Raw genomic sequence first — 12945 nt, 5'->3', positions numbered from 1 at the left:
GCTGATGTCCACCAACACCGAGCGCCACGCAGCCGACCGAGAGGCACTCGCCGTCCCGGACGGCGAGACCGTGCCGGTGGAGGCGCCCACGAGCTCGGACACCCCGGTCCGACGCCGACGCCGCCGAGTACCGGAGATCACCTACAGCGTGCTGGTGTTCATCGGGCTGTTGGTGGTCTGGCAGGTCGTCGTGGAGATGTTCGACGTCTCCAACATCCTCGTCCCCGCGCCCACGGCCGTCGCCGCCTCCCTGGTCGACGGCTTCCAGGACGGCAGCCTGGTGACCCACTCGATCGTCACCTTGAAGGAGGTCCTGATCGGGTTCGGCATCGCGGTCGGCTCGGCACTGGTCTCCGCGGTGCTCATCACCCAGTTTCGGCCGGTGGAGCGCGTGCTCTTCCCACTGCTCATCCTGACCCAGACCATCCCGAAGGTCGCCATGGCGCCTCTGCTGATCGTCTGGTTCGGCATCGGGATCAGCTCAAAGGTACTGACCGTGGCCCTGATCGCGTTCTTCCCCCTCCTCATCAACGCCATCCTGGGATTCCGGTCCGCCGCCTACGAGCAGGTCGAGATGCTCCGCTCCTTCGGCGCGTCCCGCATGCAGGTCATGCGGCACCTGCAGATCCCGTCGGCGCTTCCGCACATCTTCGCGGGACTGGAGGTCGCCGTCATCCTGTCCGTGACCGGCGCCGTGGTCGCGGAGTTCGTGGGCAGTTCCGAAGGTCTGGGCTACCTGATCCAGGCAAGCAACTTCACCCTGGACGTGGCCAGGACCTTCGCGGTGATCGTCGTGCTGTCGGCCATCGGCATCGCCCTGCACGCGGTCGTCGTGCAACTCGGCAAGTGGCTGGTCTTCTGGACCGCCACCCCCACCAACACCGCCAGCGAGGTCTGAGCCATGACACGGATGCGCAACGGCATCAACGGCGGCACGCTCGGGACCTGGATCAAGCTCTCCAGCCCCGAGAGTGTCGAGATCATGGCCTACGCGGGCTTCGACTTCGTGGTCATCGACCTCGAGCACACGACACTGGACCTGGGCGCCGCCTCGACCCACATCGCGATGGCCCGCGCCCTCGGGGTGGACCCGCTCGTCAGAGTGCCTGACCACGGCCTCAGCGTGATCCAGCGGGTCCTGGACGCCGGCGCGGCCGGTGTGGTCGTGCCGCACGTCGACACGGTTCAGCAGGCCCGGGCGGTCGTGCGGGCCACCTGCTTCCCGCCGCGCGGCGACCGCGGGTCCGGCGGCACCAGCCGAGCGGGTCGCTGGGGGCTGCTGCCACGGGCGGACTACCTCGAGTACGGCAACGAGCAGGCCCTGTGCGTCGTCCAGCTCGAGAGCGAGGTGGCGATCAGGAACACGAGGGAGATCCTGGCCCTCGACGGCATCGATGCCGCGTTCGTCGGGACGGCCGACCTCTCGATGTCGATGGGCGTCGCGGCGGGAAGCGACGAGGTGGACCGGCTCGCCACGTCCGCGCTGGCGGCTGCCGCCGCGGCAGGTGTTCCCATCGGCACCGCGTCCGCCACGAGTGACCAGGCCCGGGCCGCGCTGGCCCGGGGCTACGACTACGTGGTGGTCAGCAACGACACCTCGATCCTCGCCAGCGGAGGCCGGGCAATCGTGAACGCGCTGAAAGCGCCCGTCGCCGAGCGAGTCGCCCGGTGAGCGCGCCACGTGTCGCCATCGTGACGGGCTCGAGCTCCGGGATCGGAGAAGGGATCGCTCGCGCGCTCGCGGCCGACGGCTTCACCGTCGTGGTGAACTCGGCCACCTCAGTCGACGCCGGTGAGCGGCTCGCGGCCCAGCTCCCGGGGGCGAGCTACGTCCAGGCCGACATCGCCGATCCCTCCGACGCCGTGCGCCTGGTGGAGACGGCCGTGGAGCGGCACGGCCGGCTCGACCTGCTGGTGAACAACGCCGGGGTGTCGCGACCCGTCCCCCACGCCGACCTGGATGCGATCACCGCTGACGATTGGCACCGGATCCTCGGCGTCAACGTCGTCGGGACGTGGCAGGTCTCCGTCGCCGCCGTGAAGGTCATGGAGCCCGGCGGCCAGATCATCAACATCACCTCGGTGGGCGGCTCGCGCCCCCTCGGCAGCTCGATCCCCTACTCCGTCAGCAAGGCCGCGCTCGACCACCTGACGAGGCTGCTGGCCAAGGCCGTGGGTCCAGACGTCCGGGTGAACGCGATCGCCCCGGGGCCGCTCCAGACCCGACTGACCTCGGACAGCCTCGCCACGCGGGCGGCGCGCACCGGGGCAATGACACCGCTGGGCCGGCTCGGGCAACCATCCGACGTCGCAGCGATGGTCCTGGCGCTCATCAAGGTCCCCTTCGTCACCGGTGAGGTGATCCACGTCGACGGCGGCATCAACCTCGTCACCCACATGGACGCGCCTCGCAACGACGACGCGTGATCCGTCCCGGCCCTTGAGGTCAACCGGGGCGCTGCGCTGCGCCGATGGCACGCGCGACACCTTCGAGCCGGCCGGAATCCTCGAAGCGCTCGGCGCAGCCTGGCGAGAGCAGAACCTGCTCGGACTTCGCGCCCTGCTGACCGCGACGGATCACCGCGGCGCGCCATGTGTGGCAACTCGGCGTCAGAGTACGCAGCCGTCGGGGCCGCAGGCGTCCGCACCGCCGACCACGTCGAGCTGCGGGTGCGACTCGGCCCAGGCCCGCTCGAGCACTTGGGTGAACTCGTCGGAGTCCGAGGCGGAGAGATGCCGGGTATCACGTACCGCCGCGTGTGGAGCAAGGCTCGTCTCAATGCGCTGACGAGCAAGGAAGCGCAATCCCCGCTCGCCAAGCGTGTCTACGACCTACGCCATGTCTGCGTCTCGACCTGGCTCAACGCTGGCGTACCGGCCACGCAGGTGGCCTAATGGGCAGGGCACAGCGTGGAAGTCCGGCTCGGGATCTACGCCAAGTGCATCGTCGGCCAGGATGAAGTCGCCAAGCGGCGGATCGCCGAGGCGCTCAAGGACGATGAGCCGTGAGGGTCAAGATCGTGGGCGCGAATTGGGCAAGGATGCCCGCAAGCGATCAGTGAGAGCCGTGGACAGCCGGACACGGAAAGCCCCCGTCGCTGCGCAACAGTGCAGGTCGGGCGGGGGTTTTTGCTGATCGGAAGTGGTAGGGCGGGTGGGACTTGAACCCACGACCCACGGATTATGAGTCGGTTCCTTGAGTGCCGCCCAGTGTCGTCGAGGGTTGTTTTTGTATCGTCGTGGCCGGGATTCTCCCGATCTTCGTGTCGGCCTGTACCGTCGCGTGCCGCCCCCGTCTCGACAGGGTCATGTGGGCAAGGCTTTCGGGATGAAGCTCGAGCTTCAGGGTAGATCGAGCAACCACGGAGCAGCCATCAGCTGGCGAGTTCGCGTCCGCAAGCCAGGAATTGCAGGCGATCTCAGACGCGATGTGCGTCATGCTTGACGTGCATGGATGTAGTTTTCGGCATGCACAGTGTGCCTCGCCTTTGAGCATCACGTCGTCGAGCAGGCCGTCCTAATCCTTAGGTTTCCACTGCTGGCGCACCGGGTGCGGGTCGTAAGGTCTATGACGCTTCCTGCCGGGTTGGTTCCCCGGCCCTTGTGATCTTGTTGTGCAGGCCTTTGAGCGCGGCGACGTAGATCTCCGAGAAGGTGGGGAACGGTTGGATGGTGTCGCGCAGCACGTCCAGCGGGATCCGGGCGCGGATCGCGACGGTCGCCTGCTGCAGCCACTCGCCCGCCTCGGGGGCTAGAGCGTAGGCGCCGGTGAGCACGCGGCCGTCGCTGAGCAGCGTGAGGAATCCGTTGGATTCCGCATAGGCGCGGGTGTACGTGGCGGTCTTGGCCACCTCGGAGAGGGGGACGGTGGCGCTGAAGCGTGCCTCGGCGTCGCCGACCGATGCGGCCTGCGGGTCGGTGTAGACGACGCGGGGCACGGCCGTGTAGTCGGCCTCACGGGGCGTGCCGAGAATGTTGTCCGCGACGACCTCGCCCTGGTATTTGCCGACATGGGTCAGCATCCAAAGGCCGGTGGCGTCGCCGACGACCCAGAGTTTCTCGGCGGCGCGCGAACGCCGATCGACCGGGATGCCATGGCCGTCGGCGCTCACACCGACCGTCTCCAGGCCGATGTCGTGCACGCGTGGGCGCCGCCCGGCGGCGACGAGCAGCTTGTCGCCGCGCAGCTCTTGACCGTCGTCGAGCGTGAGAACGTAGTCCTCATCGTCGCGCCGGGCGCCGACGACCTGCGGGCCGAGCACGACCTCGATCCCGTCGCGGCGCAGAACCTCGCCGAGCGCCTCGCCCAGTGGTGCGGGTTCGCGCGGCAGGACGTGCCGGCCCCGCGCGGTCAGGACCACCTCGCCGCCCAGACGCCGGACCGCCTGGGCCATCTCCACACCGACGGCACCGCCGCCGAGTACGAGAAGCCGTCGCGGGACCGCCTTCATGCTGGTCGCCTCACGGCTGGTCCAGACGCCTGGCAGTTCCCGCAGGCCCGGGACGGGAGGGATGATGGGTGACGCGCCGGTGGCGATGACGATGTGATCGGCGGTGTAGCGGACACCGCTCACCTCCACGACACCCGGCCCGGCGAGCCGGCCGGTGCCGCGCAGCAGATCGATGCCGCCTGCGGCCAGCCACCGCTGCTGGCCCGTGTCGGAGTAGTCGGACACCATGAAGTCCCGCCAGGCCAGGGCTCGCTCGGCGTCGACCTCGGCGGTGGCGGCCGCCTCCCGCGCGCCGTGGACCGCCTCGCCCGCACGCAACAGCGTCTTGGACGGGATGCAGGCCCAGTAGGAGCACTCCCCGCCGACCAGTTCCCGTTCCACGAGCGCGACGCGCAGTCCGCCTTCGGCCAGGGCGCCGACACAGTGCTCCCCAGGCGATCCGCCGCCGATCACGATGGCGTCGTAGTTGCTGCTCATCTGTCTGCCTCCTGCTCGTTTCGGTAAGGGGGTGTCGTCGGGTGTTCATGGCTGAGCAGTGTTGTCCGGTCGGTTCTCAGCGGCGACGGCGACGAAGCGCGCCGGCATTGGCCTTCGTAAGGTCGCGCTCGGGTGGGAACGGCTACCATGCTTGGTCGCCAGCACGGATCAGCATCTCGTTGACGGCGACCCTCCGCTCTCGTGTGACGATGTAGCTGATCGCGTCCGCGATGTCCTCTGGCCGCAGCGCTTCGATTCCGGCGATCTGCCGGCGGGCCGCGTCCCGGGTGGTGTCGCTGAGGTGGTTCACCAGTTCGGTGTCCACGGCGTCGGGCGCCACGGCGCTGACCCGGACGCGCTCGCTGAGCAGTTCCTGGCGAAGCGATTCGGTGAACGCGTTCAGGCCGGACTTGGTCAGGGCGTAGACGCTGCTCCCAGGCCGGGAGGCTCGCCCGGCGGTCGAGCTGACGTTCACCAGATCAGCCACCTGCCGCGGCGATGTCGACGCGGCGTAGATCAGGTGCGGGACGGCGGCGTGCGTGATGTGCAGCAGCGCGGCCACGTTGAGCGAGATCATCCGGTCCCACTCCTCGATGGTGGTGTGCAGGGCCGGGTTGAGCAGCATGATCCCGGCGTTGTTGACCAGGATGTCCAGGCGCCCGAGCCGGTCCAGCGTGTCCTGCACCGCGTCCTCGGCGCGTTCCGGCTCGGTGATGTCGGCCTCAACCGCAACCGCGTGTCCGCCCAACTTCGCGATGTCGCTCGCGACCTGGTCCAGGCGGTCGCGGCGACGGGCGACCAGGGCGACCGCCGCGCCCTCGCGGGCGAGACGGCGCGCGGTCGCGGCGCCGATACCGCTGCTGGCGCCGGTGACGAGCGCGATGGCTCCGTCTAGCGGCTGTTCGGACATTTCTGCCTCATTCTCTGGTGTCGAGGACGACTGCGCGGGTCACGGACGGGTTGACGAAGACCATGGGGGAAGACGCCGGTTACCAGGACGACCACGAAGGTGCGCCATGCTCGGTTGCATTTCCTACTAACGACCGGACGGGGCGACGAAATGTGACATGCATGTACTGGTAGGGCGAAGGCCGGGATCATCGGGGGTGCCAGGACTTGGCGAACGCCGCGGCACAGTGACAGCGACGCGGTCGAGAGCGGCGCAGCAGAGGACGGCTGCGAGATGGCCAGCTTCGTAGGAGGAGACTGGCCATCGAGAAATGATCAGTTAGTCGCGTGGGCTGCGGTCTTGATGAGCTGGGCGACCGTGCCGCGGTCCTCGCGGGGAATCAGGGCCCAGGACGGTACGGTCTTCCAGGCGGGCGCGCCCGAGGGCTCGGTCAGCGCGCCGTAGGTGATCGGCCGCTGGGTGGCGGCTAGGAGAGCGCTGGTGGAGCGGGGCAGGTCAGCGGCGAAGATATCGGGGAAGTTCTCGGTCTTGATGTAGACGTCGGCGTCACCGGAGGTCAGGGGTACGGTCTTGATCGTGCTGTCGCCGATCTGGCTGCCCGGGCACTCGGTGGACAGGTCGAAGACGCTCTCGCCCTGGTCGGGGATGACAGCTGAGACGTACACCAGGGCCTTGACGTCGGGATCGTCGCCCGCGACGTTGGTCGCGACCGCGCCGCCGTAGGAGTGGCCGACCAGGACGATGGGCCCGTCCACGGTGGCGAGCAGGCTCTCGAGGTGGGCGGCGTCGGAGGCCAGGCCGCGCAACGGGTTGGCGGTGGCGAGCACCGGATAACCGTCGTTCCTGAGCCGGGCGATGACTCCGTTCCAGCCGGAGGCGTCGGCATAGGCGCCGTGAACGAGGACGACGGTGGGTTTGGTGCCGTGCGTGACGGTCGCGTTCGCGGGCTGGGCGGCCAGGGTGCCGGTCAGGGCGACCAGGACGGCCGCGAAGGCGGTGTTCGAGCGTCGGAACATTGCGTGAGTCCTTTTCTTCATTGTGTGAGAGTGGGAAATCGGGCAGAGCGACGTTTACCTGGCCGGTGTGCGTCCAGCTGATGGCGTGCGGGCCGCCCCCAATGACCACGTATCGCAGGGTCTTGGGTCAGGCCCTTTTCGCCATGTCCGCCCCTGCTCCTGCATCCGTCACGTTTGTGACGGACGGTTCTGCAGCTATGAGCAGGACGGCGGGCCTGTTCGTGACGGATCCTTGGATTTCTTTCATCCCGTATCCGGACGCGCACACTTACAGAAACTGCGGCGGCGAGCTGTGTGCGCCCGTGACTGTGGGCACCAGCACTCCGCTTGGCGAGAGACCTTTTGGTCGACCGCCGTGGCGGACTCGCCACGGGCAGCGACTCCCCGGTCAGCGCCGGGGCGGCCACCATCCTGCATCTGGGGATGCCAACGTGGCGTGGCTCAACGGGCCGGTGAACCGTCGGCCGGCGCGGTACCCACCCCGAGCGGCTTGGGGTCGTCGGACCCATGCCGGACGGGACGGCGTACAACGTTCTCGCTGCTGAGAACGTCGTCAGCCCCGGGCAGATGACGGATCGCGCCACCCGCCATGTCAGCGTGCCACGCTCCTACATCATCGCTATGGTGATCACCCTGCTCTCGTTCGCCCGCAGACTCTACGGTCGGTGTCAACAGCTCACTGCCGTGATCGACATCAGAACGGTAAGGTGTAGCGCCGGTCGCTCCTTCTTCGGTGTCAACGGCCAGCGGGTATACGGTCGGGGCGGTGCCTATGACAAGCAGGGATCCACGGTTGCAACTGCGTGGTCGGCAGATCGAGTGCGAGACGCTGGACCAGCTCGTGGCGACGGTGCAGGCGGGCCATAGCTCGGTCCTGGTCCTGCGCGGTGAGGCCGGCATCGGTAAGACGGCGCTGTTGGAGTACGCGCGGGGGAGCGCGTCCGGCTGCCGGGTGGTCCGAGCGGCGGGTGTCGAGTCCGAGATGGAGCTGGCCTTCGGTGGGCTGCATCAGCTGTGCGCCCCGTTTCTGGGTCAGCTCGGTCGCCTGCCAGGGCCGCAACGCGATGCGCTCGGGACGGCATTCGGCCTGAGCGTGGGCACTCCGCCGGACCGCTTCCTGGTCGGGCTCGCGGTCCTCAGCCTGCTCGCCGACGTGGCCGAGAGGGAGCCACTGATCTGCCTCGTCGATGACGCTCAGTGGCTTGATCTCGTCTCGGCGCAGACCCTCGCCTTTGTCGCGCGCCGCTTGCTCGCGGAGCCGATCGGACTGGTGCTCGCGGTGCGCGAGCCTGACTTCGAACATGAGTTTACGGAGCCGTCGCAGCTTGAGGTTGGGCGATTGAGTGGCAGCGACTCTCACGCCCTGCTGGACTCCGTGACTCCCGGGCGGCTGGATGAACGGGTGCGGGATCGGATCATCGCCGAGACACGGGGAAACCCGCTGGCCCTGATCGAACTGCCCCGAGGATTGACGCCGGCGGAGCTGGCAGGTGGGTTCGGGCGGCCCGACGCGCGGCCGCTGGTGAACCAGATCGAGCAGAGCTTCCTGCGGCGAGTCCAGTCGCTACCGGCTGAGACGCAGCAGTTGCTGCTCATGGCGTCGGCCGAGCCGGTAGGCGATGTGACCTTGTTAACGCGAGCGGCTGAGTTGCTGGGAATCGAAGCGGCCGCAGCGTCGCCGGCTGAAGCGGCAGGACTGATCACCATCGGGACCCGGGTGTGGTTTCATCATCCCCTCGTGCGCTCGGCAGCCTACCGGGTCGCGGCCGTGGAGGACCGGCAGAACGTGCACCGTGCGCTGGCCGCCGCGACCGATCCTCAATCGGATCCCGACCGTCGCGCCTGGCATCTCGCCAACGCGACGGCTAGCCCAGACGAGACGGTGGCCGCCGAACTGGAGCGCTCAGCCGATCGTGCGCAGGCGCGGGGCGGAGTCGCAGCGGCAGCGGCGTTCCTCGAGCGGGCGGCCGAGCTGACCCCCGATTCGGCACGCCGCGGAGCCAGAGTGTTGGCGGCGGCACGGGCCAAGTATCAGGCCGGCGGGTTCGACGCCGCGATGGAACTGCTGGATGCGGCGGAACTCAGCGCCCTGGACGAACGCGAACTCGCCCAGGCCAACCTGCTGCGTGGTCAGATCGTGTTCGCGGCCAGAAGTGCCAGTGCAGCCTTGCCGCTGCTGCTCAGAGCCGGCAAGCGACTCGAGCCGCTGGACGCCGGGCTGGCCCGCGAGACCTACCGGGACGCGCTGTACGCGGCTTTTACCGCCGGCCGTCTGGCGAGCGGTGCTCAGATGGCGGACGTCGCCAAGGCGGCGCTGGTCAGACGGCCGGGGCCGCCACCGGAGCGCAACGATCTGCTCCTGAATGGCGTGGCCGTGGCGATCACTGAGGGTTACTCGGCGGGCATGCCGATGTTGCTGCAGGCTCTGGACGCATTCCGCACCGAAGGACTCTCCAGGGAAGAGGGCCTTGGCTGGCTCCCGCTTGCCTGCCGCATGGCCCATAACGCCTGGGACTTCGACAGCTGGTATGTGCTTTCGGCGAAGCTGGTCGATTTGGCGCGCGAAACGGGGGATCTGTCGGTGCTGCCGTCGGCTCTTCTGCTGCTCCTGTCGAATCGGGTACTCGCTGGCGAGCTCGCCTTCACGGATGCGCTGGTCGCCGAGGCGATGACGATCGGTGACGTGACGGGCAGCCGCTTCAACGCCCAGTACGGGGCCCTGGTGCTCGAGCCGTGGAGAGGCCGGGAAGCCGCGACACGTGAGGTGATCGAAGCGATCACGCGAGATGCGGTCCTTGAAGGGGAAGGAAAGGTGGCGACCGCCACCCAATGGGCGAACGCGGTGCTCTATAACGGCCTCGGCCGCTACGAGGAGGCCTATGTTGCGGCCGAGCGAGGCTGCAAGCACCCAAAGGAGCTCGGACTGTCCACCTGGTCCATGATCGAGCTCGTCGAGGCCGCCGCCCGGAGCGGAAGGCCGGCTCGCGCCGCGGCCGCCGCCCAGCTACTCGACGAGATGGCACAGGCCAGTGGCACCGACTGGGCCCTCGGCATCTCGGCGAGCGTGCGCGCTCAGGTGAGCAATGGACCGGCCGCTGACGCCCTGTACCGCGAGGCAATTGAGCGGCTCAGCCGCACCGAGGTCCGGATGGCACTCGCCCGCACTCGGCTGCTCTACGGCGAGTGGCTGCGCCGGGAGAACCGCCGCGCCGACGCACGCGAGCAACTGCGCATCGCCTACGAGATGCTCAGCCAGATGGGCGCTGAGGCGTTCGCGGAACGCGCCCGGCGTGAGCTCCAGGCCACCGGCGAGACGATACGCAAGCGCTCCGTCGAGGTGCACATCACTCTCACCGCCCAGGAATCGCAGATAGCACGCTTAGCAGGTGACGGATTGACGAACCCCGAGATCGGCGCTCAGCTCTTCATCAGCCCGCACACCGTCGAATGGCACCTACGCAAGATCTTCGTGAAGCTCGGCATCGTGTCCCGCAAACAGATCCGCAGCACGCTGCTCGAAGGCATGGTTGCTCCGGCCTAACACTCCCTGATCGGCTGGCGAGACCCTTGGCGGTGAAAATGGACATGCCAGGGTTGGTGGATTCGGTGCTCGCTTCCCCGATCTCCCGGCGGGCCGGCTCGCGTCGATGACCTCTCCGCCCGGAGCTGACCGCGTCCGGCGGCGAGCGAGCTGCCAGGTGATGGCGCTCAGGGGGATACCGACGCTGGGCTCGACCCCGCCCGTTTCCCAACGATGCCGCCGGCCTGCCAACGGTACGGCTCATTCGAGCAACCCAGATGATGGTTGTGGCCTCAACAGCAATTGGCCTCTGGGCACGCGGCGCGGCTGCGCGATCAATGGCTAGGGGTTTCAGTCCGAGCGTGGAGCAGGGCTTTGACGAGTTCGCCGACCCACAAGCTGACCGAGCCGACTGCCAGGCAGGCCAGCCACTGGCCGAAGCTGAGATCGGTGGTGATGAAGAAGCCGTGCAGGATGTCCAGTTCGACGATGAGCAGCAGCAGGGCGACGACCGCGAGGGTGGCGATCATCGGGTGGGCGTTGTGCAGGGTCTCGCGGTGGAAGAGGCTGCGGGTGGGTGTCGGACGGTGAGCAGGTTGAACGCCTGGAAAAGACGAAGGTGACGAGCGCCATCGTGCCCGCGATGCTGGACTGACCTACGGCAGGGGCGGGCCCCGATGCCCACGCGAGGACGGCGGCGGTGCCGGTAGCCATGATGGTGCTGGCCAGCAGGATGCGGATGAGGCGCTCTCGGGTGAGGATGGGTTCGCGTGCGGGGCGGGGTGGCCGGCTCATCGCGTCTGGACCGACCGGGTCGACGCGGAGCGAGATCGCGGGCGGGCCGTCCATGACGAGGTTGACGAAGAGGATCTGCAGGGCGGTGAACGAGGCGCTGCCGGCGATACCGGCCAGCGCGGTGATTAGGAACGTCAGCACGAAGCCGAGCGCGGTGGAGGCTTGGGAGCGGGCGAACTTGACGATGTTGTCGTAGATGCCGCGCCTTCGCGTACGGCGCCCACGATGGTGGCGAAGTTGTCGTCGGTGAGAACCATGGTCGCCGCTTCCTTGGTCACCTCTGTCCCGGTCAAGCCCATGGCGACGCCGATGTCCGCCTTACGGAGCGCGGGCGCGTCGTTGACACCGTCGCCGGGCCTCCGGGTCGATTTCGGTGATGCGGCCCGCACCCAGGTAATGGGTGGCCCGCCCGGCCAGGACGTCCGGCGCGCCCTTGACGAAGCAGCGCACCATCCGCCGGTCATCGTCGTCGGTCTAGCGGTGGAAGGTGGCCATGAGCTTGTTGTCTGCGTCGAACGAGATCTCGGCTGGGCGCGAGCGTTCGTGGCGCAGTGTCGCGACGTCGATGCCGCCCCTTTCCGCGAGCACGACCAGGGCGGCCTCGGTGGGGTCGCCAACCACCTCCTCATCGCTGAGCACGACGTCGGTGCACAGCGCCATCGCGATCAACGCCTGGTCCAGCATGTCCGGCGGCGGGCGCGGACCTGCCCGTCGATGGCGTGGCCGTCACCGGAGACGGTGAAGCGTCGTCCCGCGAGGATGAGCTCCTTGGCGGTCCTCTGGTTGAGGGTCAGGGTGCCAGTCTTGTCGGTGCATACCTGCGAGAGAGGTGCCCGCGAGCTCAACCGGCATGCCTGACCTGGATGATCGCCACCGGGCAGGTGGCGTGGTGCAGGACGGTCTGGCTGACCGAGCCGTGCAGCAGCGCGCTGAGCTCGTGGCGGTGATGAGAGCCGACCACGAGGAGGGATGCCTGGGACGCGGCGTGCGTCAGCTCCTTGCCCGGGCGGCCGGTGAGCGACTCCTGGTCGATGGTGACGGCGGGGAAGCGCTCCCGCCACCGGGCCAGGACATGCTCCGGCAGGGCCGTGCGATCCGGGGCGGCCGATTTCCCGGCGCTGACGTGCGCGAGTATCAGGGGATTCGCCGTCCGGCCGGCGTGCGCGAACGCGAAGTCGAGCAACGCCTCGCTCTCGTCGTGCTCGGCGACGCCGACCACCACGGGTCCGTGTGGCGTGGCGGGCCCGCGTACGACGAGGACGGGACAGGCGGCCTCGGCTGCCAGTCGGGCGCCCACCGAGCCCAGGAGCAGGCCGCCCACCTCGCCGAGCCCACGGCTGCCGATGACGAGCAGCTCCGACTCGTGCGAGTTGCGCAGCAGGGCGGTGACGGGCTCGGTCTCCGGCAGGCCGGTGGTCACCTCGACGCCGGGGGCGACCGCCCGAGCACGGTCCAGCGCTTTGGCCAGGACACGTTCGGCGGCGTGCCGGAGACCGGCTTCGGGCGGCGCTCCCGGCGCCGGTCCGAGGGGTGCCTTCAGCAGCGGCCAGATGAAGGCGTGCAGGATCCGCAACGGCCGCCGCCGGCGTTCGGCCTCGCCGGCGGCCCATTCCACGGCTCGCAGGCTCTCGTTGGAATCGTCCACGCCCACGACTACAGGGCTCATCGTCATCCTTTCGGGGGAAACTTCACAGGTGGTGCTATTCGACGAGTTTTCCGACGCTGGAGACCTCGCGCATGAGCGCCGCGATCTCGTCGGGAATCGGGGGGATCGTC

9 protein-coding genes and 2 pseudogenes are annotated in these 12945 nt (G+C 68.5%); 4 read left to right on the top strand and 7 right to left on the bottom strand.

Annotated features, from left to right (window positions below; all coding sequences use genetic code 11):
* Positions 1-4: 4 nt before the first annotated feature.
* The 3 genes from ACTMTF_RS47150 to ACTMTF_RS47140 are packed head-to-tail and all read left to right on the top strand — an operon-like array spanning position 5 to position 2427.
* A complete protein-coding gene (locus ACTMTF_RS47150) occupies positions 5-898 on the top strand; it encodes an ABC transporter permease (protein ID WP_441116622.1) in 894 nt (297 codons plus the stop codon).
* Between the two features lie 3 nt (positions 899-901).
* The gene (locus tag ACTMTF_RS47145) at positions 902-1672 is read left to right on the top strand and encodes an HpcH/HpaI aldolase family protein (protein WP_441116621.1); all 771 of its coding nucleotides are present in this window, start codon (positions 902-904) and stop codon (positions 1670-1672) included.
* Positions 1669-2427, top strand: a complete 759-nt coding sequence (locus ACTMTF_RS47140) for an SDR family NAD(P)-dependent oxidoreductase (RefSeq protein ID WP_441116620.1) — start codon at positions 1669-1671, stop codon at positions 2425-2427. Before ACTMTF_RS47145 ends, ACTMTF_RS47140 begins: the two co-directional genes overlap by 4 nt.
* 1139 nt (positions 2428-3566) lie before the next feature.
* Here the strand turns inward: ACTMTF_RS47140 and ACTMTF_RS47135 are convergent.
* The 3 genes from ACTMTF_RS47135 to ACTMTF_RS47125 form a co-directional block, all read right to left on the bottom strand.
* Positions 3567-4928, bottom strand: coding sequence for a dihydrolipoyl dehydrogenase family protein (locus ACTMTF_RS47135; protein ID WP_441116619.1), 1362 nt, complete (start codon positions 4926-4928; stop codon positions 3567-3569).
* A gap of 142 nt (positions 4929-5070) precedes the next feature.
* Positions 5071-5838 (bottom strand): SDR family NAD(P)-dependent oxidoreductase, encoded by a 768-nt coding sequence (locus ACTMTF_RS47130; RefSeq protein WP_441116618.1) that lies wholly within the window; start codon positions 5836-5838, stop codon positions 5071-5073.
* A gap of 314 nt (positions 5839-6152) precedes the next feature.
* Entirely contained in the window at positions 6153-6854 is a 702-nt protein-coding gene (locus ACTMTF_RS47125) for an alpha/beta fold hydrolase (protein WP_441116617.1), read from the bottom strand.
* Between the two features lie 793 nt (positions 6855-7647).
* On the opposite strand from ACTMTF_RS47125, the gene ACTMTF_RS47120 reads away from it, so the two are divergent.
* A complete protein-coding gene (locus ACTMTF_RS47120; RefSeq protein ID WP_441116616.1) occupies positions 7648-10395 on the top strand; it encodes a helix-turn-helix transcriptional regulator in 2748 nt (915 codons plus the stop codon).
* A gap of 314 nt (positions 10396-10709) precedes the next feature.
* Here ACTMTF_RS47120 and ACTMTF_RS47115 read toward each other — a convergent pair.
* The 4 genes and pseudogenes from ACTMTF_RS47115 to ACTMTF_RS47100 form a co-directional block, all read right to left on the bottom strand.
* A pseudogene (locus ACTMTF_RS47115) lies at positions 10710-10937 on the bottom strand (cation transporting ATPase C-terminal domain-containing protein); the annotation flags it as partial.
* A 55-nt stretch (positions 10938-10992) separates the two neighbouring features.
* Positions 10993-11310: pseudogene (locus ACTMTF_RS47110) on the bottom strand (cation transporting ATPase C-terminal domain-containing protein); the annotation flags it as partial.
* Positions 11311-11643: 333 nt separating this feature from the next.
* Positions 11644-11853, bottom strand: a complete 210-nt coding sequence (locus ACTMTF_RS47105; RefSeq protein WP_441116615.1) for a hypothetical protein — start codon at positions 11851-11853, stop codon at positions 11644-11646.
* 157 nt (positions 11854-12010) lie between these two features.
* Positions 12011-12835 (bottom strand): universal stress protein, encoded by an 825-nt coding sequence (locus ACTMTF_RS47100; RefSeq protein WP_441116614.1) that lies wholly within the window; start codon positions 12833-12835, stop codon positions 12011-12013.
* Positions 12836-12945: the final 110 nt, after the last annotated feature.

Origin of the sequence: Nonomuraea sp. ZG12, assembly GCF_052068115.1 — a bacterium.
Taxonomy (GTDB): Bacteria; Actinomycetota; Actinomycetes; order Streptosporangiales; family Streptosporangiaceae; genus Nonomuraea.
Note: the sequence above shows the minus strand (reverse complement) of the source record. Positions and strands in the feature narration are given on the sequence as shown.

Coding starts and splice junctions, on each gene's coding strand:
- ACTMTF_RS47135 (WP_441116619.1), bottom strand. CDS start 4,928: ATGAGCAGCAACTACGACGCCATCGTGATCGGCGGCGGATCGCCTGGG.
- ACTMTF_RS47145 (WP_441116621.1), top strand. CDS start 902: ATGACACGGATGCGCAACGGCATCAACGGCGGCACGCTCGGGACCTGG.
- ACTMTF_RS47105 (WP_441116615.1), bottom strand. CDS start 11,853: ATGCTGGACCAGGCGTTGATCGCGATGGCGCTGTGCACCGACGTCGTG.
- ACTMTF_RS47125 (WP_441116617.1), bottom strand. CDS start 6,854: ATGTTCCGACGCTCGAACACCGCCTTCGCGGCCGTCCTGGTCGCCCTG.
- ACTMTF_RS47130 (WP_441116618.1), bottom strand. CDS start 5,838: ATGTCCGAACAGCCGCTAGACGGAGCCATCGCGCTCGTCACCGGCGCC.
- ACTMTF_RS47150 (WP_441116622.1), top strand. CDS start 5: ATGTCCACCAACACCGAGCGCCACGCAGCCGACCGAGAGGCACTCGCC.
- ACTMTF_RS47100 (WP_441116614.1), bottom strand. CDS start 12,835: ATGAGCCCTGTAGTCGTGGGCGTGGACGATTCCAACGAGAGCCTGCGA.